Below are 23,123 nucleotides of genomic sequence, written 5' to 3' on the forward strand. Positions count from 1 at the left end.
TCAAAGGGGATTAGGGGCGTCGTGCCGTGTATCCGCAACTCGTGCGGGCTGGTGGGCCCTTGGCATGAGGGTGGGTGTTGACGTTTGTGAAGCCGGCTTGCGATAGAAGGCCGCTTACAGCGTCAGGTCGGTACGCGGCGTTGCCCCAGCGCAAGCGCAGTATTGCGGTGCACCAATGAGGGCGCGAGACGGCCAGTATCAGCTGACCGCCCGGACGGAGACGGTCAAAAAGCCACTCAATCTGAGCCAGCGGGTCAGGTCCGTGTTCGATGACATGCCCGCAAAGGACGCGATCATAGGCGTTTGCAGGTATGTCTGCTCCTCCTATCGGGCCCAGATAGGATGTTCTGGCGCGCGGCACGGCCTGGCGCGCGGCGCGCAGCATTTCAGCAGAAAGATCCATCAGGTCGATTTGTGAATCGCAGAACACAGATTTTTGCATTGCAAGCGCCATCGCCCCTGAACCGGTGCCGACATCCAGAATGGCTTCGCCAGACGATGCAGGCAGTTCGGTTGTCGCGCAACGGGCCAATGCGTTGTAAGCGGCTGGATAGCCAAGCGCGTTCAGCCCGTCTTGCCAGCGGTCAGCGGCCGCGTCGTAGGCGCGTTGCAACCGGTCGGTGCCGGTGATCCTTCGATAAAACGCAAAGTGACGCATGTTGGTCGCCCCGATAACTGCAGTGAGGCTATGCCAGCGTCAAGTGGCGGTCAAACGATCTGGTTGAGCAGGCGTGCGGCCTCATCATGGGGATTGGCAAGCGCGTCGCGATCCTGCCCTGGATGAAAGCGCGCGCGCATTCCGGTGGGCATAGCGCGTGGTTCCAGAATGGAAACCCTCGGACCAGTGTTGGTGGTTTCCGCCTGCCAGCTACGCGCCAAAGCAATCTGGCCTGTTTTGGTCGCACCGTAGCTACCGTAAAATTTTTCGCCGCCATGTGGATCGTCAAAGAAGACCGCATGTCCGGTATCGCCGAGCAGGGGTTTGAGGAAAGGGATCAATTGGCCGGTGGCTTCGAGATTGATGGCGATGGAGCGGGACCAGTCTTTGGCGTCGATGTGATCAGCCGGTGAGAGTGGTGCACCGTGAATAGCGGTATGCACCCACAGGTCGACCTTGCCCCAGCGATCATGGATTGAGCGGCAGAGCTGGGCCATGGCGTCAACATTGGTGATGTCCATCGGGGCGAGAGTGCTTTTGCCGCCTCTGGCCTGAATGCGATCATCGAGATCCTCTAGCCCGCCAGTGGTGCGCGCGACGGCGACGACATGGTAGGCGGGCGTCAACGCTTCGGCCAGCGCCGCACCTAGGCCTCGGGATGCGCCGGTCACGAGCGCGATTTTTTCGGATGTGGTCGTGTTGGTCATGGAGATCATCTGCGACCATTCGGGGCAGAGGTCAAGAGTGAAGGCGCGGCTGTGGCAAACCGGCCCACATGGGGGTGGTTAATCAGGCATGGTAAGGCGGGTGTTTTTCTGGCCCGATTGCAACACAATCGAGACCTGATCGATACCAACAACCCGTCCACCTGGCGTCTTGTCGCCAAGGGTGACTTTGATCGTGCGCCCTGATGTGGTCATCAACAAGGCCGAGGGGGCTTCGGCGGTGCCCATCAACCCGATCAGTGTGACACGACCACGGTTCTTCAACGCGCCAGAGCGCGTGGCCTTGGCGGCCACGGCGGCAGGTGTTTCGCTATTCATGGATAATCTCGTAAGGCAGCTATGGTGCACCAGATATGGGGTGCAGCAGGCCAGCTACCAGAGCGATTACCAAGAGAAAAGGCCCATGCGGGGCTGGATCGGCGGAAAAATGCCGCAGTGCGGCAACAGGGCCGTTTATTCCGCCGCCTTCATCTCAAAACCCTTTTCCAGCATGTCACTGGGGATTACCGGGTATTCGCCAGAGAAACACGCATCGCAATATTGCGGACAGTCCTTGTCGCGCCCTTTGTCCTCGCCAACGGCGCGGTAAAGGCCATCGAGCGAGATGAACTTGAGGCTGTCCACTGCCAGATGCGCGGCCATTTCGTCTTCGGACATGGTTGCGGCAAGCAGTTTCTCGCGTTGGGGTGTGTCGACGCCATAAAAGCAGGGCCATGCCGTGGGCGGCGAGGCGATGCGGAAGTGTACTTCCTTGGCACCGGCATCAAGTATCATCTCCTTGATCTTGCGGCTGGTGGTGCCGCGCACAACCGAGTCATCCACGAGGATCACACGTTTGCCTTTGATCAGCGAACGGTTCACATTGAGCTTGAGACGGACGCCCATATTTCGGATCTGTTCGGTCGGTTCAATAAATGTGCGGCCCATATATTGGTTGCGGATGATGCCCATTGCAAAGGGAATGCCGCTTTCCTGACTGAAACCAATGGCCGCTGGCGTGCCGCTGTCGGGCACAGCGCAGACGAGATCTGCGTCGACCGGGTTTTCGCGGGCCAGTTCCACGCCGATCTGGCGGCGGGTTTCATAGACCGAGCGCCCGCCAATGATGCTGTCAGGGCGTGAGAAGTAGACGTGTTCGAACACGCAGAATTTAGACGGTTGCGGGCGGAACGGGAAGGACGATTCAACACCGTTTTCCTCGGTGATGACCACCATTTCGCCCGGCTCAATCTCACGTACATATTCGGCGCCGATGATGTCGAGGCCGCAGGTCTCTGACGACAGTGCCCAGCCATCGCCAAGACGACCAAGAACCAACGGGCGCACACCCAGCGGGTCGCGAACTCCGATCAGTTTGGTCCGGGTCATGGCGACAATCGAAAACGCACCTTCGACACGACGCAGAGCGTCTTCCATACGTTCGGGGATGTTGCGTTGCAGCGATCGCGCCATCAGATGGATGATGCATTCGCTGTCCGAAGAAGACTGAAAGATCGAGCCGCGCTCGATCAGCTCTTTGCGCAGAGCGTCGGCGTTGGTGATGTTGCCGTTATGGGCAATGGCCGCACCGCCCATAGAAAATTCGCCAAAGAACGGCTGAACATCGCGGATCACGGCACCTTTGGACCCAGCTGTGGAATAGCGTACGTGTCCGATCGAGAGCGGGCCAGGCAGTGTTTCCATCAGCGACGCTTTGGTAAAGTTGTCGCGAACATAGCCAAATCGGCGGGCCGAATTGAACCCGTGTTCCGGATGATGACAGACGATGCCACCGGCCTCTTGGCCGCGGTGTTGCAGTGCGTGAAGGCCGAGGGCGACAAAATTAGCTGCATCGGTTACACCGACAACGCCGAATACGCCGCACTCCTCTCGCAGTTTGTCATCGTCAAAGGGGTGGGCGGCTGGCATTGGCTTGGACAAGGCGAGGGGCTCCGAATCCGTGTGAGCAGGCTTGCGCCCCTCTTAAGGGGTCGCGCGCCGTATGTCACGAAAGGATCACAATCGTAAACCCACAACTCGCAATGTGTGGGTGAAAATAGACGTGAATACCTGGTTGGAAATGGCTGTGCCCATCAACGCCCGGTCTGACGGCGCGCGTTGATTCGACTGCGTACAAGGTCGATGTGCAAACGCGCCTGATATGCGGCCTGACGATAAGCGGCGGGCAGGCGCAGGCGCGAAATGCGTTCGTCCATCTCGACCAGTTCACGATCCATTTCCATGAGGTTCTCATCGTCCTGCTGGCGTTCCAGGTCGTCTTCGATATCGCGGATCTGGGGATAATGCTGCCAGACCCGCCAGCCCATAAAATAGGCATAAAGGGACGGAAGGATGCGGAATAAGGGCACAAAGATAAGAAGAACCGGGAGTATCAGCAACAGCATCCGGTTTAGCTGGGCGGCAAGCCAATAGGGCAACCATTGATTCCACGTCGAAGGACCAACCTCGATCAGCTGACGCGCAACAGTGTTGATGTCCATGTCGGTGCCATCAACCGTTGGAAACGTGTCCCGCTCGGTGATGATGTCGCGTTGGGTGTGCAGTTCTTTGGCGGCAAGGGTCAGGCGGTTGATCAACGCAGGGTGCAGGTCCGGTTCTATCGCCAGACGTGCCTCAAGCGCGAGCACTTCAAGCGGGCGGGCGGGAATCACCGGGTGCAGCGAAATGGCCCCGCTGGGCACGGTGGTGACTGTGGCGTAAGACAGGCGGCGGGAAATGGCGTCGACGTAGTCGAGCGGCAAAAGGCTGATCTCGGGCGAGGCATAAGCCTGTTCGAGATAAGGTGAATCCACCGTTGTGATAAAAGCCGCGACGTGCACATCGCCTTGCAACAGCGCGTCGATGGCTTCGCTATATGGCAGGCCAAGGTGGAAATTGCGTTCCGGGTCCAGGCCAACGGCCTGCTGGAAATCCTCAAAAGCGGCGGCAGTGCCGGAGCCGGGTGTGCCGCTGGTGATGCGCAGATTGCGCCAGTGTGCAGGGTTTTTAGGAATGTTTTCGGCGGTGCGCACCATGAACATCATCGGCTCAAAAAAGATACCGCCAATCGCCTCGGCGGTGCCGCCGGGAACGTCGATCCCACCCTGAAGGATAGCCACATCTGCCTCCCCGGACGCGAGCAACCGGGCGTTGTCGCCCGACCCATTGGTGTGAATGATTTCGACCTCGATATCGTCACGCGCCAATATTTCGCGATACCTGTCGGCAAAGGCGGCATAAGCGCCACCCTGTGGACCAGCGGCAAAGGTTAATTCCTTGGGGGGCACCAACAGGACAAACACCGAGATGACGAAGGCCACCAGCAAGGCCGTGGTCAGCCCAATCCACATCCGCATGTCCAGAGTTCCCGTTTGCCGCCTATCTCTGCAATACGCTAGCCGTGGATGATACCCCGGACAAGGGCGCAATTTGGTGTTGGAAAAATTGGTGACAACAGATTGCATCGTCGTAAGCTTGTCTGGCGAGAGAGGGAGCATGACATGAGATTTATGAAACTGTCGGGCCTGCTGCTGGTCATGACCTGCGCGGCAAATGCGGGCTTGTCCGAAACACCAAGGTTGATTGTTCAGATCACAGTGGATGGGTTGCGCGGGGATCTGATCAGCCGGTACATGGACAGCTTTGGCGATGATGGGTTTCGCCGATTGATCGCCAATGGGGTGTGGTACCGCGATGCACACCATGCCCACGCCAACACGGAAACCATTGTCGGGCACGCCACCTTGGCGACCGGCGCGCATCCGTCCGAGCATGGTATGATCGGCAACGCATGGTTTGATCGGGTTGATGGGCGTTTGGTCTATAATATCGAAGACCCGGACTATCCGCTGTTACCCGTGCCGGGGTTCGGCGGAGAGGTTGAACAGTTAGACCCCACGCAAGAGGCGGCGGTCTCGGACGGGCGTTCGCCGCTCAACATTTTGGCGTCGACTTTTGGAGATGAACTCTTCAAGTCCAGCAACGGGCGTTCCAAGGTGATTGGCATATCAGGCAAGGACCGCTCGGCGGTGGCGATGGCGGGGCATGCGGGCAAAGCTTATTGGTTCTCGGCCTCTACCGGCGCGTTTGAGACCAGCGCGTTTTATCATGATGACTATCCTGCGTGGGTTCAGGAATGGAACAAGGCACGGCCTGCGGATGCGCTTGTGGGAAAGGCGTGGGAACTGAACGCGCCAATCGAGAGCTATTTATTTGGAGCGCAGGATGATCGGCATTTCGAGACGGACCTAAAGGGATTTGGACGCACCTTTCCGCACGCCTATGGGCGACCCGAGCATGGGCTGTATTACACGCAGGTTTTGCTGAGTCCCTATGGCGACGAGCTGACAGCCGGGTTCGCTATGGCGGCGATCACGGCCGAGGGGCTGGGGCAGGATGCTGCGCCTGACTTGCTGTCGGTCAGTTTTTCAGGTGTAGACGCGACCAACCATTTCTTTGGCCCGTCCAGTCTGGAAAGCGAAGAAATGGTGCGGACGTTGGACGTAACATTGGCCGAGTTCATGGCGTTCACGGACGAAACTGTTGGGGCAGAACGCGTGCTTTATGTCCTGAGTGCGGATCACGGGATGCCGGAGGCGGTGGAGTTGATGCACGAGCACGGCCGCGCGGTGGAGCGAAATTACAATGAAGCACTGCAAGACGAACTGAACGAACTCGTGGTCAATGCGCTGGGGGTGACCGGGGCGATCAAAGCGTTTTTCCGACCTTATATTTATCTCGACCATCAGGCGATTGGCGATGCTGGCGTCGATGCACGTGACGTCGAGCGTTTGATTGTGGATGACCTGAACGGGCGGATCGGGATTGCAATGGCCATGCCCAAAGTGCCGTTTGGCGAACAGCGCGGTGATTTCCTTGAAAAACCGATCCGCCGTAATTTTCACCCGGAAAGATCAGGTGATATCTATGTCGCGCAAGCGCCGTATTCATTTCTAATGGACGAGGGGCCAATTGCCATCATGCATGGCTCTCCTTGGCGCTATGACACACATGTGCCGATCATTTTTGCCGGGTCCGGGATTGAACCGGCGCAGGTGATGCGGTCGGTGGAAACCGTGGATGTGGCGCGGACGTTGGCCTTGATGTTCGGGACAACAATGCCCAGCGGAGCGTCAGGGGAGGCATTATACGAGGTGTTTGAGTGATGGTGCAGGGATCAAAAACGGAAAAAGCCCGCGAGGATGTCGCGGGCTTTTGTGTGTGACGTATCAGTCGTTTACTCGCCGCAGGTGCCAACCAGCTCTTCGTACTGAGTGGTGATCCACCCCAGCGCAGCCTCTGGGTCACGATCCTCGATCTGTTGCGTCATGCGCGAGAACACCTGCGCCGAACGGCTGTCATCCACCATGGCAATGCTTTGGCTGGTGATGACAGTTTCGTAGACAAAAAAGGCGATTGCCACGAGCAAAATGCCGCGCAGGACACCAAAGATAAAGCCAAGCCCCTGATCCAGCCCGCCAAGGGCAGAACGCTGCACCAGCGACGAAAACAGGGGAGTAAACAATGAGACAATCACCAGCGACAGCGCAAACACAACCGCAAAGGCGGCGATGATGGCCAATTCGCAACTGTCGGCGAGGTATTCACCCACAACCGGAATTTCGCGCACGAGCGGTTCGACCTGTGGGGCAAACATAAAGGCAAGGATCGCGGCAGCAATCCAACCTGCGATGGCCATGGCTTCGCGCACGAAACCGCGGCTATAGGCCAGCAGCGCCGAGATGATGATGACGCCCGCAACGACGCCGTCGATGATGGTGAAACCTTCCATGTATTTCCGTTCCCTCTGGCCCGTTTCCGGCGGCTATGGGCAGGTTAACCTGCTCCGAATGTCTCTGCCACAAAGCTGGCCAGGTCGGTCTGACGTTTGAGCGTAATGCCCTCTACCGTCAGCGCCTTGCCGCCCTTCGGAGCAATTGCGGATGAGAAACCAAGTTTTTGGGCTTCTTTCAACCTGTTTTCTGTCTGACCGACGGTTCTAAGGGCCCCTGAGAGGGCGATTTCGCCAAAAACCACCGTATCAGCGGGCAAAGCAGCGTCTTCGCGGGCGGAAAGCAAGGCGGTGGCGACGGCGAGGTCGGCGGCGGGTTCGGAGATTTTCATGCCACCGGCGACGTTGAGATAGACGTCGAGGCCCGTAAAGGGGATGCCGACACGTGCTTCGAGCACGGCGAGAATCATTGCCAGACGTCCACTATCCCAGCCCACGACCGTGCGGCGCGGCTGGCTGTGGGGCGAGGGTGCAACGAGGGCTTGAAGTTCGATCAAAACCGGGCGGGTGCCTTCGATCCCGGCAAAAACTACGCTGCCGGGGCTGGGCTGGCCGCGATCCGAAAGGAACAGCGCCGAGGGGTTGCTAACCTCGGCCAAGCCTTTGCCGGTCATCTCGAAAACGCCGATTTCGTCCGCTGGACCGAAACGGTTTTTGACGGCGCGCAGGATGCGGAACTGGTGGCCGCGCTCGCCCTCGAAATAGAGCACGGTGTCGACCATGTGTTCCACCACTCGGGGACCGGCGATCTGGCCCTCTTTGGTGACGTGACCCACGAGGATCACTGCGATGCCGTTGCGCTTGGCAAATGCCGTCAGCTCATGGGCGGCGGCGCGTACCTGAGAGACCGAACCGGGCGCAGAGCCGACACTGTCGGACCACATGGTCTGGATCGAATCGATGATCACAAGCTGGGGTTTTTCGGCGTCCAACGTGGTAAGGATGTCGCGCAGATTTGTCTCTGCGGCAAGCTGGACCGGGCTGTGGGTGAGCCCAAGGCGTTGAGCGCGCATCCGCACCTGAGCGTTGGCTTCTTCGCCGGAAACATAGATTGTTTTCAGTCCCATACGGGAAAATCGTGCGGCGGCTTGCAAGAGAAGTGTGGACTTACCAATGCCCGGATCGCCGCCCACAAGTGTGGCCGAGGCAGGCACAAGACCACCGCCCAGAACGCGATCAAGTTCAGCCACGCCCGAGACGGTACGCGGCGGTGGGGCCTCTTCGGTGGTGAGGTCCGTTAGTTCGATCCGGCGACCGCGCGCAGTGCCCAGTGAGGCAGCGGAGGGGCCGGTGGAGATCGGCTTATCCTCGACGATGGTGTTCCATTCGCCGCAGGCTTCGCAGCGCCCCGCCCATTTGGTGGAAACATCACCGCAGGCGGTGCAGGAGAACTGGGTTTTTGACTTTGCCATGTTCTCGTTTTGGACCACTAACGGCGGCGCGTCAAATGGCTAATCACAAGAGAGGCAAGAATACAGGCGGTAAAGAGATAAAGACCCCAACCGGTTTCAACGGTCACATAACCCGCGCCTTTCACGACGACCACGTAAAGCGCGATGAGAAACACGTCAGCCATGGCGAGTTTTCCCAGAATTTCCAATGCTGGCAATACCTTGCGCCGCATTTGTCCGAACTGGATCAAAGCAATCCCGATGACCTTCATGTAGGGCGCGAAGATCGCAAGGAATGTCACGAGCAGGGCAAGGGCTACGTCACTGGACCAAAGTGATTGCAGGCCAGAAACGATGGAAATTTCCGACAGACCAAAGATGGGCAGGACACCGGCCCGCAGGAGCGGGGCAAACCATGCGATGGGAAAAAGGACCAGCAGGGTGAGATTTGCGAGGCGTAAAATCATGGAAAGAGAGCTAGGCGCGGGGCGGTTCCGGCGCAACCCCTGTAGTGTTGGTTAACGGGGGGGAGCTGCGAAAAGGCGACGTCGGTATCACGTCGGTATTCTGTCGGTATTGCGTCGGTGCGAATGTTTGGGCGCGCGATTATCGGCATCATAAATACCGCGCGCGATGTTACGGCACAAGGCGCAACACATTCGACGGCAGAATCACCGGACACCTGCGCGGGGTTACAGGCGAGGTGAAAGTATGTGGTAGGGTTACCAGGAGACAGTCATGTTTGAAGGGGAAGGAAGATGGCATTTGTTTCATATCGCGGAGTAGTTGACCCGGCAGATTGTGATTTTCTGGGGCACATGAATGTATCACGATATTTCGCTGCCTGTTCGGACGCTGTTTTTGCCATTCAGGCCGAAATGGGGCTGACGGCGTAAGACATGCGGCAGGGGCGCCGCCTGTCATTTGCGGTTGTACATGCGGAGAGCGATTTCCTGTCGGAACTGGCGGCTGGTGATGCCGTTTTTATGGAAACGGAAGTGCTTGGGATTGGTCGCAAGTCCATGACATTCCGACATCGGCTTTTTCGCAGCGCGGACGGAATGAAAACGTTTGAAACGATGTTCAAATGCGTTCTGTTGGGACTGGAGGCGCGACGGGCGGAAATGGTACCGGAAGATGTCCGCGAAAAGGCCGAGGCGTTTGTGGCGGATGTTTCGTAGGTCGGACAAATTTGTCCGACCTACCAGACGGCTCAGGACTTGGCGCGGGCGTCTTGCCAGGCGCGCGGGTCATTGAGGAAGGTTTCAACTTCGGCCAATGTTTCGGCTGAAAACGCGTTTTGGGCGCGGGCCTCGGCCAGAACATCCCACCATGTGCAGAGATAGTGCAACGCGACCCCGTGATCGCCTAGAGTTTTGGTGGTCTCGGGGAAGATGTCGTAATAGAAGATTACAGCCGTATGTCCGCAGGTTGCGCCGGTTTCACGGATGGCATCCACAAAAGACAGTTTAGAGCCGCCATCGGTGGTCAGGTCCTCGACCAGAAGGACGCGCTCACCTTCCGACATCGCGCCTTCTATGCGGGCGTTTTTGCCGTAGCCTTTGGGTTTTTTGCGCACATAGGTCATGGGCAATGCCATGCGTTCGGCCACCAGCGCGGCAAAGGGGATACCGGCGGTTTCGCCGCCTGCGATATTGTCGAACGCCTCAAAACCTGCATCGCGCATCACGGTGACGGTCATGAAATCCATGAGCGTCGCCCGGATGCGCGGGAAAGATATCAGCTTGCGGCAGTCGATGTAGCTGGGAGACGGCAGGCCGGAGGCCAGCGTATAGGGCTCGTCCGTGTTGAAGTTTACCGCGCCGATTTCCAGCAACATGCGAGCGGTCAGGCGGGCGATTTCCTCTTTTGGGGGGAAGGCAGTAGGGATCATGTCTTTATCCTTTGGGCGCGGCGCCGAGGGCAGTTTCGGTATGCCCCCGGGCGGAAGTGTTTGGAGAACAAGGAAAAACAGCGGCCTAGCGGGCCACCGACCAATGTATCGGGAAGCCGGGATCAAACACGGTCACAGTGTCTTCTCCTGCTTCGAGTTTTGTTGGGAATTCGGTAACGGCGTCCGATTTGGTGAGGGTCAGCGTGTCGGAATTGACCGGAAGGCGGTAAAAGGCGGGGCCGTGGCGAGAGGCGAAGCCTTCGAGCTTGTCCAACGCGTTTTCTTCCTCAAAGACATGCGCGAGTAGGGGCATGGTGTTGGTTGCGGTAAAACAACCGGCACAGCCACAGGGGTGTTCTTTTAGAGCATCTGTGTGTGGGGCACTGTCTGTGCCAAGGAAGAAACGCGCATCGCCCGAGGTGGCCGCAGCGCGCAGGGCGAGACGGTGTTCTTCGCGTTTGGCGACTGGCAGGCAATAATAATGCGGCTTGATCCCGCCCGCGAGAATGTGGTTGCGGTTGATGATCAGGTGGTGGGTTGTGATCGTCGCGCCCAGATCGGTGTCGTTGGCTTTGACATAGTCGACGCCGTTTGACGTCGTGATGTGTTCCATGATCACGCGCAGTCCCGGAGTTGCACGGCGGATCGGATCAAGCACGCGGTCGATAAAGACGGCTTCGCGATCGAAGATGTCGATGTCGTGGTCGGTGACTTCGCCATGGACACACATCGGCAGGCCAATCTCTGCCATTTTTTCAAGGCAGGCGCGGACATTGCTGAAGTTGGAGACACCGGAGGAGGAGTTGGTGGTGGCCCCGGCCGGGTAGAGTTTGACCGCGTTGATCAAGCCGCTGGCATGGGCGGCCTCCATATCGGCTGGGTCGGTGTCTTCGGTCAGGTAGAGGGTCATCAGCGGTGTGAAGTCCATACCTTCGGGCAGGGCGGCGAGGATGCGGTCGCGATAGGCGGTGGCCTGCGCGCCGGTGACAACGGGCGGCACGAGGTTGGGCATGATGATCGCGCGAGCAAAATCGCGGGCGGTTTCAGGCAGGACGGCGTTCAGCATTGCGCCGTCGCGCAAATGCAGGTGCCAGTCATCGGGGCGGGCGATTGTGAGGCTTTGGGTCATGGGCGCGGCTTACACAAAAGCGGAGCTGCAATCCAGTGCGGAGTGAACGGGAAACGGGTTTGATGGATGGGGCGCGGCGTGTGATGGCCCTGTGGCAAGAGATGTGGCGAACAGATGCCTGGGATGGGTGGGAAATGCGGGCTTGCAGATTGTAACTTTATTACATAACAATTTCGAGAATGGTGAGTCGCAAGCCGAGGCTTGTAGTGCTGCTTGCGCCAAATGGGGACCGGTCCGGACACCACAATTTTGAATTGCATGATCATGTCGCCATATCTGCGGCGTGACATTTCTTTGAACCTGAGAAAAGGTATGACAATGAAACATTCGCTTCCGATACTTTTGACCATGATGGCGGTCCCTGCGTTGGCCGAAGAGACGCGAGAACTTGACGCGCACGAGCACGGCGTGGGTGAATTGAACATTGCTGTGGATGGTGAAACGGTGGCGATCGAGTTTCATGCGCCGGGGGCAGACATTGTTGGCTTTGAATATGAAGCCACTAATGAAGAAGACCTTGCGGCCATTGAAACGGCAACTTCGATTTTATCCAACCCATTGGATTTGTTTGTGTTCCCGGATACTGCTGGGTGTAGTGTTGTATCGGCCAGCGCGGAATTGGACACTGAGGAAGATGGGCACGATGACCACGATGATCATGCAGATGAGCATCATGACGAACACAGTGATGATCACGATGAACATGGCGATGATCATGCGCATAAAGAGCATAAAGACGAGCACGCCGATGAGCATCATGACGAACACGACCACGAGCATGCGCATGATGAGCATGCTGATGAGGCGGGCCACACAGAGTTCCACGCGGAATACATGCTGACCTGTGCAACGCCCAGTGCCATTTCTGCAATCGAGCTGGCGTATTTCGCGACCTTCCCAAATGCGCGTGAGCTGGTGGTTCAGGTGGTTGGCGCGAATGGCGCGTCTGCTTTTGAAGTTGAGCGGGATGCACCGACGTTGGATGTAAGCGGGTTGTTCTGAACGTGAACGAAAAAGCACCGATTCTTGAATTACAGGACGTCCGGTTTCGCTGGCCGGGACGGGTTGTGTTTGAGATGTCGGTGCCGGATTTCTCGGTTGCACCCGGCGAAACCGTGCTGCTGTTGGGCGAAAGCGGGTCGGGTAAGTCGACGCTGTTGTCGCTGATCTGTGGCACGGTGCTGGCCCAGGCGGGCCGGGTATCTGTCGCGGGCACCGCGCTGGATGAATTGTCGGGTGGCAAGCGCGATCGCTTTCGCGGTGAACATGTGGGTGTGGTGTTTCAACAGTTTAATCTGCTGCCCTTTGGCTCGGTTCTGGAGAATATTCGCCTGCCATTGCGGTTTGCGCCTGAGCGGCGCGCACGTGTCGCGGACGAAGCGCAAGAGGCGGCACGGCTGTGCAATGCGCTTGGGTTGCCGGAAGCAGTGCTGGGATCGCGAGCCGCTGCGCTGAGTGTGGGGCAACAGCAACGGGTGGCCGTGGCGCGGGCGCTGATCGGGCAACCGCCGATTCTGTTGGCGGATGAACCGACATCGGCGCTGGACGAAGAGAGCCAGTCAGCCTTTCTGGATTTGATGTTCAAACAGGTGCGCGCCAGCGGTGCGACTCTGCTGATGGTCAGCCATGATCCGCGCCTGAGCACTCGGTTTGACCGGGTGGTGCGCATGTCTGACATTGCACATGTTGAAAGGCAGGCGGCATGATCCTGCGGCTGGCGATAGCATCGTTATTTGCCCGAGCGTTGACGGTGGGCATGACCGTGTTGGCGATAGGGTTGTCGGTGATGCTGTTTCTGGGCGTGGAAAAAGTACGCACCGGTGCCAAGGCAAGTTTTGCCGACACGATTTCGGGAACAGACCTGATTGTGGGCGCGCGATCCGGATCCGTGCAGTTGCTGCTTTATTCGGTGTTCCGGATTGGAAATGCCACCAACAACGTCACATGGCAGAGCTATCAGGACATCGCCGCGTGGCCCGAGGTGGAGTGGATTGTGCCAATCTCGCTGGGCGACAGCCATCGCCAGTTTCGCGTGATGGGCACAACGCCGGCGTTTTTTGAGCGGTACAAATATCGGCGGGATCGTGGGCTGAGCGTGGCGGACGGCGTGTTGATGGACGATCTGTTTGATGCGGTCATTGGCGCGGATGTGGCGAACGCACTGGGCTATCGGGTGGATGACCCGATCGTGGTTGCACATGGGCTTGCGTCGTTTCTGCATCACGATGATCAACCGTTTCGCGTGGCTGGCATTCTGGAGAAAACCGGCACACCGGTGGACCGAACTGTGATTGTGAGCCTTGCCGCAATTGAGGCCATCCATGTGGATTGGAAAAGCGGTGCACGCGCACCGGGCGCAGGCACCCCCGAAGAAGTGATTCGTCAGATGGACCTGACGCCCAATGCGATCACAGCGGCCTTAGTTGGAGTCGAAAGCCCAATCCAGATTTTTGGCCTGCAACGCGCAATTAATGAGTATTCAGAGGAACCGTTGCTGGCGATTTTGCCCGGGGTTGCCTTGCAAGAGCTATGGGCGATTGTGGGGGTGGCCGAAACCGCGCTATTGGCGGTGTCGGCGATGGTGGTTGTGACAGCGCTGATCGGGATGATGGCGACCATATTTTCCAGCCTGAACGAGCGGAGACGCGAGATGGCGATATTCCGCGCGATGGGCGCGCGCCCCCGCGTGATCGTGGCCATGTTGGTGCTGGAGGCGGTGCTGACCGCGGCGCTGGGCGGAGCTCTGGGGCTGGGGCTTTTGTATTTCGGGTTGATTGTCGCGCAGCCGATTGTCGACAGCGCCTTTGGCCTGTGGTTGCCCATCGAAGCCCCGGCACTGCGCGAGCTGTGGGTGTTGATCGGGGTGATTGTAGCAGGCGCGGTGGTCAGCCTTGTGCCCGCGCTGCGCGCCTATCGGTTGTCGCTGGCCGATGGGATGATGGTGCGCACCTGAGACGCGCACTTGGCTGGCGATTTTACCACCCTCAGCTGCCTGTACCAGCAAATTGAGCTTGCGCATATAGCGCGGCTCTTTGAGACGGCGGGCCACATTCGCACAGAGCAACGCCTTGATATAAGGCCGTTTTTGACGCTCTATCTCTTGCAATATGGCATCAAGGTATGGCGTGTAGATCCGGCGTGCGCGCCATAGGCGCGAGAGGGCGTGTGCAGAGAGCTTGCCCGCGCCGGCCTTGGCCAGAATGCGGAACAGGATCTGCATCTCATGTAAATGAGATTCGATATCGCCCCCCAGTCGCGGCATTTGAAATGGCGTGACATTGGCCCGGTTGAACAGCGTGGCATGCATCGCATCCTCGGCTATAAGCGGGTCATACAAAATGAATGCATCGTCGGCGGCATCGAGCATATCGGGCGCATAGCTGTAACGGTCGCCAAAATCGATGCGGCGTGCCTTGGGGAAGCGGCGATCCCATGGGGTCAGGTCTGGGGCAAGCGTGGCTTGCGGTGTCAGCGCGACCACTGTTGCACCGGGGGCGGCAACAGAAAACGCAGCCGCCGCATAGCCACATGGGCCCGAACCATAAAACACGATGCGTTCGAATTCGTCGAAAAATCCGTCGTCGGCCAAGCGATCGAAATAGGCGTATACAGCAGGATCGCGGAACCATGAGTCGCCGTCTGACAGAATGCACAGATGCGACCAGCCCAGTTCACGTACCAGTTCCCAGCCCAGGGGCTGGCCAGTGTCACCGCGGCTCTGGATGGATTGCATGGTTTCAAACGTGATCAACAGGATCGGTTTGTCTTCGGTCAGCGTGGCGCAATGGCGCTCGCCCAATGGTTGGAAATGGCCATGTTCTTCAGCGATCTCTTCGAGCTTTTCAAGCCAGTCGGCCCGGCTCAATCCAAGCATCGGCGTGTCAAACCCGTTTGGCGAATCCTGCATCTACTCTGTCCTCTGGCACTCGTAATCCCGGTACGGCGCGGTTTTTTACGCTCTTGCAAGGCAGTGTATTTCCGATTTGCGGCAAAAATTGGGAATGCGGGGGCGGGTCTACAACTTTTGTCGCGGGGTGGGGCGGTTGACGCTCTGGAATGGCCCGTGCAGCGTGGGTAGATCACGTGAGGGAGCGGAACATGGGCAAAATTGACAGTATCGACGCAGTGCAAGAGATGCTGGCAGCGCAGGATTATGTCTGTGGGCGGGCGCTGGCGACGGTGGTCTTTCTGAGCTTGCGTCTGGGACGACCGATCTTTTTGGAAGGCGAGGCCGGGGTTGGCAAAACTGAAATTGCCAAGGCGATTGCCGCCGGGCTGGGGCGCAACCTGATCCGGTTGCAATGCTATGAGGGGCTGGATACGTCGAGCGCGGTTTACGAGTGGAACTTTGCGGCGCAAATGGTGGCCATCCGCACGGCAGAGGCAGGGGGCGGAGCGGATCGCGCCGCACTACAGGCAGAGTTATTTGGCCCGAACTATCTGGTCGAGCGCCCCTTGCTCAAGGCGATGCGCGCCGATCCACGCGGCGCACCGGTGCTGTTGATTGATGAACTGGACCGCACCGACGAACCGTTTGAAGCGTTCCTGCTCGAGGCGCTGAGTGATTTTCAAATCACGATTCCCGAGATTGGCACGATCAAGGCACCAGAGCCGCCGATTGTGATTATTACCTCAAACCGCACCCGCGAAGTGCATGACGCGCTCAAACGGCGGTGTCTCTACCATTGGGTCGACTATCCTGATTTTGAGCGAGAACTGGCCATCCTCAAGGCGCGCGCACCCCAAGCGGCTGAGGCGCTCAGCCGCGAGGTGGTGGCGCTTGTGCAAAAACTGCGCAGTCAGGATTTGTTCAAGAAACCCGGTGTCGCCGAAACCATCGATTGGGCAAAATGCCTGCTGGCGCTGGATGTTGTCGAATTGTCACCAGAGGTGATCGCAGACACATTAGGCGCCATTCTGAAATATCAGGACGACATAGCAAAGCTGCAAGGATCCGAAGCCAAGCGGCTTTTGGATGATGCCCGCGCCAGCATGGAACCGGCATGATCCTTCATCTTGCCAGAAATACTTCGGGGGGTGCGGGGGGCTGGCCCCCCGCCTGCGAAACGTAATCCGATGTCCGAACATCCGTCGCTGGACATCCCGGAAACGCCGCGCCTGACGCAAAACATCACGTGGTTCGCCCGTGCGCTGCGCAAAGCGGGTTTGCCAATCGGGCCGGGGCGTGTGATTGATGCAATCCGGGCTGTCGAGGCCGCCGGATTTACCGATAGGCAAGATTTCTATTGGACACTACATGCCTGTTTTGTCTCGCGCCCTGAACATCGTGCGGTATTTGCACAGGTCTTCCGGCTCTATTGGCGTGATCCTCAATTCATGGAGCATATGATGTCGATGCTGCTGCCAATGGTGCGTGGCGTGCAGGAGGACCGTGCGGCGCACGCGGCAGAAAAGCGGGCTGCGGAGGCGTTGTTGGACGGGGTAGAGCGCGCCATACCCGAGCTAGAACAGGAAGAAGAGGGGACGGAGATCGAGGTGGATGCCTCGATGACCGTGTCGAGCGAAGAACGGCTGCGTAGTCTGGACTTTGAGCAGATGAGCACCGAAGAAGTGGCGGCCGCTAAGCGCATGCTGGCGCGGTTGAACCTACCGGTAAAACCGCTGAAATCCCGGCGCACGAAACCCGATTTGCTGGGCGCGCAAGCAGACTGGCGCGCCACAATGCGACAGGCGATGCGTCATGGCGGCGAGGTGAACACGCTTGTGCGCAAAAGCCCGCGTATCCGCTGGCCGAACCTTGTCGTGCTTTGCGATATTTCGGGTTCGATGAGTCATTACAGTCGCATGGTTTTGCATTTTCTCCATGCTGTGGCGAACCAAAAGGGTGCGGGCTGGTCCAAGGTGTACGGGTTCACATTTGGCACGCGGCTGACCAATATCAGCCGTCATCTGGCCACGCGCGACGTGGATGTGGCACTTGCCGCCGCGGGGTCAGAGGCGCAGGACTGGGAGGGTGGAACGCGGATTGGCGAGTGTTTGCATGACTTTAACCGCGACTGGTCACGCCGGGTTATGGGGCAGGGCGCAGTGGTTCTGCTGATCACTGACGGGCTGGATCGGGGGGCGCCTGACGATCTGGCTCATGAAATGCAGCGGTTGCATCTGTCGGCGCGGCGGTTGATTTGGCTGAATCCGTTGCTGCGATGGGACGGTTTTGCCCCTAGGGCGCAGGGCATTCGCGCGATGTTGCCACATGTGGACAGTTTCCGCGCAGGTCATTCGATTGCCAGTCTGGAAGAATTGGCACTGGCCTTGTCCCGTCCGGATGACATGGGCGAAAAGGCGCGGTTGATGCGGCTGATCGAGGCGTGAGCGTGGTTGCAGACGCTTGATAGAGCGACCATGTTGAAGCAAAGCCCGGAGACGGGCATGGGGGGATTGAATATGAGTGCTTTGACAGGTGCGCCGGAATTGGCGCTGGACTGGCACCGGGCGGGGCGTGGTGCGGTTTTGGCGACGGTGGTCGAAACATGGGGCTCGGCGCCACGACGAGTGGGATCGCAGATGGTGGTGTCCGGGGACGGGCAAATAGAAGGCTCCGTCTCGGGCGGGTGCGTCGAAGGCGCTGTGATGATGGAAGCCATAGATGCGCTGGAGGCGTGCAAAGGTACGTTGCTTGAATATGGTGTCAGCGACGGGGATGCATTTGCCGTTGGGCTCGCCTGTGGTGGCACGATCCGCGTGCTTGTGGAACCAGTTGGCCCGGTGTTGGACGAAGACGTTTTGGCGGAACTGGTCGCAGCGCGCAGTGCGCGGCAGGCTGTGGCCTATGTGTGCGACGGCAAAACCGGTGGCGGGCATTTGGTGCGCGAGGGCTTTGACACACGATTCCGGATGGATCGGTCCGGTGTGGAAGAAGACGGGCGGTTTGTGGCCATTCACAACCCGCCCTTGCGGTTGGTGATCGTGGGCGCGGTGCATATCGCGCAGAATCTGGTGCCGATGGCGCGGCTTGCCGGGTTTGACCCCATTATAGTCGATCCGCGCGCCGCCTTTGGCAGCGAGGCGCGGTTTCCGGGCGAAACCATCGTGGATGAGTGGCCGGATGAGGCCATGGCGCAGATTGGTCTGGATGCGCGCACGGCGCTGGTGTTGCTGACGCATGATCCAAAGCTGGATGATCCGGCGCTGCATGTGGCGCTGAAATCGGACGTGTTTTATATTGGCGCGCTGGGATCAAAACGGACCCACGCGGGCCGTGTGGAGCGGCTGAGCGAAGCGGGGTATTCGCAAGACGACATCGCGCGCATTCACGGGCCGATTGGATTGAACATCGGAGCGGCAGGGCCGTCGGAGATTGCAGTGTCAGTTCTGGCCGAGATGGTTCAGGTGTTGCGGGTGGGCGCATGATTTTCGGCGAAGTCAGCGCGGCGGATGCGCTCGGCGCGATTTTGGCGCATTCGGTGCAGGCGGGGCCCAGAAAGCTGCGCAAGGGTATGACGCTGGAGGCGGAGCATGTGGCGGCGTTGGAGGCGGCGGGAATTGCTGCTGTGACGGTAGCACGGCTTGAGCCGGGTGACGTGCATGAGGATAGCGCGGCAGATACGTTGGCCGGGGCGCTGGTGCCAGATCCGAGTGCTGCGCGATTGCGGTTAACCAAGGCGTTTACCGGGCGTGTCAATCTGGTGGCGGACTGCCCCGGTGTGGCGGTGATGGATGTCGCGGCGCTGACGCAGCTGAACCTGGTTGATCCGATGGTCACGCTGGCCACGGTGCCGCCTTTTCAGCAGATGGGCACGGGCCAGATGGTGGGGACGGTCAAGATTATCTCTTACGGCGTTGCGGGTGCAGACATTGAGCGCGCTTGCGAAGTCGCGCGCGGTGCAATCCGGCTGGCACCTGTGGTGCATAGGACCGCGTCCTTGATTATCACCGATATCGAGGGAGGCGCGGGCGACAAGGGGCGCGAGGCGATTGCAGCACGGGTTGAGGCGTTGGGCATGGAGTTGAGCGAGGTGGTGATGGTGCCGCATCGCATTGACGCGCTGGCCAATGCAATGGCGGCGGCCAAGGGGGATATGGTGATGATACTGACCGCCTCGGCCACGTCCGATCCGATGGATGTCGCGCCTGAGGCCGTGCGCCGTGCCGGGGGACAGGTGGAGCGGTTTGGGATGCCGGTCGATCCGGGGAACCTGTTGTTTATCGGGGCGTTGCGTCAAAAACCGGTGATTGGCCTGCCGGGCTGCGCGCGGGCTCCGGCGCTGAATGGTGCGGATTGGGTTTTAGCGCGCGTGGCATGTGGCATAAAGGTGAGCCATGGCGACATTGCGGGTATGGGGGTGGGGGGATTGCTCAAAGAGATACCGACACGTCCAATGCCACGTGAGCGGCGGCGGTAAGATGCCGTCGGCAGCATGATACGACCAATGTATAGGGCGCTTTGCCGTGGCCCGCGAACTAACGTTCTTTCAGAGCGTACGGCCTACGCGTAAGTTTGGGTCGACACACATGACAACAAAATGGGAGGAGCCAATGTCACAAGTCACCATGACTGTGAATGGCAAGGAAATGTCCGGCGATGCCGAAGGGCGCACCTTGCTTAGCCAATTCTTGCGGGAGGAGCTGGACCTGACCGGCACCCATGTGGGGTGCGACACCAGCCAATGCGGCGCCTGCGTGGTGCATGTGAACGGCAAGGCCATCAAGAGCTGTACCATGTTGGCAATGGAAGCGGATGGTGCCTCGGTGGAAACCATTGAAGGACAGGCAGAGGCGGACGGATCGCTGAACACCATTCAACAGGCGTTTCAGGATCACCATGGTCTGCAATGCGGGTTCTGCACGCCGGGCATGGTGATGACTGCGGCGGCGCTCTTGAAAGAGAACCCGACACCAAGTGAAGCGGAAATTCGCGACTACCTGGAGGGCAATATCTGTCGGTGCACGGGTTACCACAATATCGTCAAGGCGATCATGGCCGCGTCTGGTCAGGATGTGGGGGCCATTGCCGCCGAGTGATGCTTGGCGTCGCGTCGGAGGAGGGCGCGGCGGTTTGTGAGTATTTTGAGAACAATGAAAGGGTGTGGTGTGCCAAATGGCCCGCATCCGATCAATGGGAGGATAACATGCCAAAAGATCACGGTATTGGCGCCAGCCCGAAGCGGCGCGAAGATGTCCGGTTTTTAACCGGTGCAGGAAACTATACGGATGATATCAATCAGCGTGGCCAGACATTTGCAGCGTTTGCGCGTTCGAATGTAGCCAATGGAGCGATCCGGTCCGTAAACACGTCAGTTGCCGAGGCGATGCCTGGTGTTGTCGCAGTGTTCACGGGCGAAGATTTTGTCGACGTTGGCGGAAACCCGGCTGGTTGGTATATCGAGAGCCGCGACGGCACGCCGATGAAGGAACCCAAACGCCCGGTTCTGGCACATGGCAAGGTGCGCCATGTCGGAGATGCCTATGCGGCTGTGATTGCCGAAACGCTGGATCAGGCCCGTGACGCGGTGGAGGCGATCGAAGCGGATATCGAAGAATTGCCGGCTGTGGCCACATGTGCGGCCGCGCTGGCAGACGGTGCGTCATTGGTTCACGACGAGATTGAGACCAACATGGTGTTCGACTGGGGCTGGATTGAGGACAATCGCGCCGCCACGGATGAAGCCATCAAGAACGCGCCGCATGTAACGACGCTTGAGCTGGTCAATAACCGGCTGGTGCCTAATGCCATGGAGCCGCGCGCCTCGATCGGGGATTACAATCGGGGTACCGGGGATTACACTCTGCACACCACGTCGCAGAACCCGCATCTGACGCGGTTGCTGATCTCGGCCTTTGTAATGGGCATTCCCGAAAACAAGCTGACGGTGATTGCACCGGATGTTGGTGGTGGGTTTGGATCAAAGATTTATCATTATGGCGAAGAGGCCTTGGTTCTGGCAGCTGCGAAAAAGCTGGGGCGGCCGGTCAAGTGGACTGCGGATCGCTCGGAGAGCTTTTTGACCGACGCACATGGGCGTGATCATGTGACCAAGATTGAGCTGGCGACGGAAGAAGACGGCACATTCATTGCCATTCGCACGGAAACGCTGGCCAATGTGGGGGCATATCTGTCGAATTTTGCCACTGTGACACCGACGTTCTTGCATGGCACATTGATGGCGGGCAACTATACGGTGCCCAATGTCTATGTGAATCTGAAGGCGGTATTGACCAACACCGCACCGGTGGATGCCTATCGCGGGGCCGGGCGGCCCGAGGCAACCTATTCCATTGAGCGTGTGATCGACAAATGTGCTCGTGAGTTGAAGATAGACCCGATTGCGCTGCGCCGAAAAAACTTTATCAAGCCGGACCAGTTTCCATATACCACGCCAGTGGCGCTTGAATATGACATTGGCAATTATGACGCTGTGATGGACAAGCTTGAAGAGATTGGTGATCTGGCCGGGTTCGCAGCGCGACGTGCTGAGAGTGAGGCGCGGGGCAAGCTGCGTGGTTTGGGTGTGAACAGCTATATCGAAGCGTGTGGCATTGCGCCGTCAAACCTTGTCGGAGTGCTGGGCGCGCGCGTCGGGCTGTATGATGCTGCAACTGTGCGTGTGAATGCCACCGGGTCTCTGGCGGTGATGGTTGGGGCGCATAGCCATGGGCAGGGGCATGAAACGGCCTTTCCTCAGGTGGTGGCGGAGATGCTGGGCATAGATGAAGGCCAGATCGAGATCGTGCATGGTGACACCTCGAAAATCCCGTTTGGGATGGGCACCTATGGGTCGCGATCATTGGCCGTGTGCGGATCGGCCGTGGTGCGTGCCACCGAAAAGATCATCAACAAGGCCAAGAAGATCGCGGCCCATATGATGGAAGCCGCAGAGGCCGATATCGAGTTGAAGGATGGTACGTTTTCGGTTGCAGGAACGGATAAATCCGTCGCCTGGGGCGAGGTGGCGCTAAAAGCCTATGTGCCGCATCAGTTCCCGATTGAGGATATTGAGCCGGGTCTTGAAGAGACGGCGTTCTATGATCCGGCCAATTTTACCTATCCGTCAGGGGCCTATGCCTGTGAGGTTGAGGTGGATCCGGAGACCGGAAAGGTGACGGTGGAGCGTTTTGCTGCGGCGGATGATTTTGGCAATGTTATCAACCCGATGATTGTCGAAGGTCAGGTGCATGGCGGGCTTGGTCAGGGTATTGGTCAGGCGTTGCTGGAGAACTGTATCTATGATGATGACGGTCAGTTACTGAGCGCGTCTTATATGGATTATGCGATGCCGCGCGCCGACGATGTGCCGTTTTACGCGGTGGATCACAGTGCCAAGACACCGTGTACTCATAACCCGCTTGGGGTGAAGGGCTGTGGCGAAGCCGGCGCAATTGGCTCTCCTCCGTCGGTGGTGAATGCGGTGGTTGATGCGTTGCAGTCTGGTGGGCATGATGTGACGCATATCGACATGCCGGTGTCGCCGTCCCGCGTGTGGGCCGCAATGCAGAAGTGATGTGAAACCGAGGGAGCCGGGGCGCTGCCCCGGACCCCGGGATATTTTTTGGCGAAAGGAAGTTGGGCGTAGCCGGCTTGCTGGAAAGGAACCAAAG

22 protein-coding genes and 1 pseudogene are annotated in these 23,123 nt (G+C 58.7%); 13 read left to right on the plus strand and 10 right to left on the minus strand.

Going from position 1 to position 23,123, the window contains the following annotated elements; genetic code table 11:
* Positions 1-10: 10 nt before the first annotated feature.
* From CLV88_RS06815 to CLV88_RS06835, 5 genes are all read right to left on the minus strand, one after another.
* Positions 11-658, minus strand: coding sequence for a class I SAM-dependent methyltransferase (locus CLV88_RS06815; protein ID WP_106607656.1), 648 nt, complete (start codon positions 656-658; stop codon positions 11-13).
* A 50-nt stretch (positions 659-708) separates the two neighbouring features.
* Entirely contained in the window at positions 709-1,365 is a 657-nt protein-coding gene (locus tag CLV88_RS06820) for an SDR family NAD(P)-dependent oxidoreductase (protein WP_106607657.1), read from the minus strand.
* 78 nt (positions 1,366-1,443) lie between these two features.
* A complete protein-coding gene (locus CLV88_RS06825) occupies positions 1,444-1,701 on the minus strand; it encodes an amidophosphoribosyltransferase (RefSeq protein ID WP_106607658.1) in 258 nt (85 codons plus the stop codon).
* A gap of 135 nt (positions 1,702-1,836) precedes the next feature.
* Entirely contained in the window at positions 1,837-3,291 is a 1,455-nt protein-coding gene (purF, locus tag CLV88_RS06830; protein ID WP_106607659.1) for an amidophosphoribosyltransferase, read from the minus strand.
* Between the two features lie 164 nt (positions 3,292-3,455).
* On the minus strand, positions 3,456-4,718 hold the full coding sequence (locus CLV88_RS06835; RefSeq protein WP_165798824.1) for a TAXI family TRAP transporter solute-binding subunit: 1,263 nt from the start codon (positions 4,716-4,718) through the stop codon (positions 3,456-3,458).
* Between the two features lie 144 nt (positions 4,719-4,862).
* On the opposite strand from CLV88_RS06835, the gene CLV88_RS06840 reads away from it, so the two are divergent.
* Positions 4,863-6,527 (plus strand): alkaline phosphatase family protein, encoded by a 1,665-nt coding sequence (locus tag CLV88_RS06840; protein ID WP_165798825.1) that lies wholly within the window; start codon positions 4,863-4,865, stop codon positions 6,525-6,527.
* Between the two features lie 71 nt (positions 6,528-6,598).
* On the opposite strand, the gene CLV88_RS06845 is transcribed toward CLV88_RS06840, so the two are convergent.
* The 3 genes from CLV88_RS06845 to CLV88_RS06855 are packed head-to-tail and all read right to left on the minus strand — an operon-like array spanning position 6,599 to position 9,008.
* Complete coding sequence (locus CLV88_RS06845; protein WP_106607662.1) at positions 6,599-7,153, minus strand: CvpA family protein; 555 nt, start codon at positions 7,151-7,153, stop codon at positions 6,599-6,601.
* 44 nt (positions 7,154-7,197) lie between these two features.
* Positions 7,198-8,565: a DNA repair protein RadA gene (gene radA, locus CLV88_RS06850; RefSeq protein WP_106607663.1), complete on the minus strand. Its 1,368-nt coding sequence runs from the start codon at positions 8,563-8,565 to the stop codon at positions 7,198-7,200.
* 17 nt (positions 8,566-8,582) lie between these two features.
* On the minus strand, positions 8,583-9,008 hold the full coding sequence (locus CLV88_RS06855; protein WP_165798841.1) for a paraquat-inducible protein A: 426 nt from the start codon (positions 9,006-9,008) through the stop codon (positions 8,583-8,585).
* Between the two features lie 294 nt (positions 9,009-9,302).
* On the opposite strand from CLV88_RS06855, the pseudogene CLV88_RS06860 reads away from it, so the two are divergent.
* A pseudogene (locus tag CLV88_RS06860) lies at positions 9,303-9,725 on the plus strand (acyl-CoA thioesterase).
* A 32-nt stretch (positions 9,726-9,757) separates the two neighbouring features.
* On the opposite strand, the gene CLV88_RS06865 reads toward CLV88_RS06860, so the two are convergent.
* The gene (locus CLV88_RS06865; protein WP_106607666.1) at positions 9,758-10,438 is read right to left on the minus strand and encodes an orotate phosphoribosyltransferase; all 681 of its coding nucleotides are present in this window, start codon (positions 10,436-10,438) and stop codon (positions 9,758-9,760) included.
* An 85-nt stretch (positions 10,439-10,523) separates the two neighbouring features.
* The gene (gene pyrC / locus CLV88_RS06870) at positions 10,524-11,567 is read right to left on the minus strand and encodes a dihydroorotase (protein WP_106607667.1); all 1,044 of its coding nucleotides are present in this window, start codon (positions 11,565-11,567) and stop codon (positions 10,524-10,526) included.
* Positions 11,568-11,885: 318 nt separating this feature from the next.
* Here pyrC and zrgA point away from each other — a divergent pair, with 318 nt between their 5' ends.
* The 11 genes from zrgA (at position 11,886) to CLV88_RS06920 (ending at position 23,026) form a co-directional block, all read left to right on the plus strand.
* Entirely contained in the window at positions 11,886-12,569 is a 684-nt protein-coding gene (zrgA, locus tag CLV88_RS06875; protein WP_106607937.1) for a zinc uptake protein ZrgA, read from the plus strand.
* A 2-nt stretch (positions 12,570-12,571) separates the two neighbouring features.
* On the plus strand, positions 12,572-13,273 hold the full coding sequence (locus CLV88_RS06880; RefSeq protein WP_243403589.1) for an ABC transporter ATP-binding protein: 702 nt from the start codon (positions 12,572-12,574) through the stop codon (positions 13,271-13,273).
* The gene (locus CLV88_RS06885) at positions 13,270-14,520 is read left to right on the plus strand and encodes an ABC transporter permease (protein WP_106607668.1); all 1,251 of its coding nucleotides are present in this window, start codon (positions 13,270-13,272) and stop codon (positions 14,518-14,520) included. The genes CLV88_RS06880 and CLV88_RS06885 overlap by 4 nt, the downstream gene beginning before the upstream one ends.
* A 276-nt stretch (positions 14,521-14,796) precedes the next feature.
* Complete coding sequence (locus CLV88_RS22980; protein ID WP_165798827.1) at positions 14,797-15,198, plus strand: hypothetical protein; 402 nt, start codon at positions 14,797-14,799, stop codon at positions 15,196-15,198.
* A 24-nt stretch (positions 15,199-15,222) separates the two neighbouring features.
* Positions 15,223-15,645, plus strand: a complete 423-nt coding sequence (locus CLV88_RS22985) for a hypothetical protein (RefSeq protein WP_165798828.1) — start codon at positions 15,223-15,225, stop codon at positions 15,643-15,645.
* Positions 15,646-15,665: 20 nt separating this feature from the next.
* Positions 15,666-16,574 (plus strand): AAA family ATPase, encoded by a 909-nt coding sequence (locus CLV88_RS06895; protein ID WP_106607669.1) that lies wholly within the window; start codon positions 15,666-15,668, stop codon positions 16,572-16,574.
* A 69-nt stretch (positions 16,575-16,643) separates the two neighbouring features.
* Positions 16,644-17,900 carry a vWA domain-containing protein gene (locus CLV88_RS06900; protein WP_106607670.1) on the plus strand — a complete coding sequence of 419 codons (1,257 nt, stop codon included), beginning with the start codon at positions 16,644-16,646 and terminating at the stop codon, positions 17,898-17,900.
* A 72-nt stretch (positions 17,901-17,972) separates the two neighbouring features.
* Positions 17,973-18,938, plus strand: coding sequence for an XdhC family protein (locus tag CLV88_RS06905; RefSeq protein ID WP_106607939.1), 966 nt, complete (start codon positions 17,973-17,975; stop codon positions 18,936-18,938).
* Complete coding sequence (locus CLV88_RS06910) at positions 18,935-19,930, plus strand: molybdopterin-binding protein (RefSeq protein WP_106607671.1); 996 nt, start codon at positions 18,935-18,937, stop codon at positions 19,928-19,930. The genes CLV88_RS06905 and CLV88_RS06910 overlap by 4 nt, the downstream gene beginning before the upstream one ends.
* 133 nt (positions 19,931-20,063) lie before the next feature.
* The gene (locus CLV88_RS06915) at positions 20,064-20,549 is read left to right on the plus strand and encodes a (2Fe-2S)-binding protein (RefSeq protein ID WP_106607672.1); all 486 of its coding nucleotides are present in this window, start codon (positions 20,064-20,066) and stop codon (positions 20,547-20,549) included.
* Between the two features lie 107 nt (positions 20,550-20,656).
* Positions 20,657-23,026 carry a xanthine dehydrogenase family protein molybdopterin-binding subunit gene (locus CLV88_RS06920; protein ID WP_106607940.1) on the plus strand — a complete coding sequence of 790 codons (2,370 nt, stop codon included), beginning with the start codon at positions 20,657-20,659 and terminating at the stop codon, positions 23,024-23,026.
* Positions 23,027-23,123: the final 97 nt, after the last annotated feature.

Source organism: Shimia abyssi, assembly GCF_003014475.1.
Classification (GTDB): Bacteria; Pseudomonadota; Alphaproteobacteria; order Rhodobacterales; family Rhodobacteraceae; genus Shimia; species Shimia abyssi.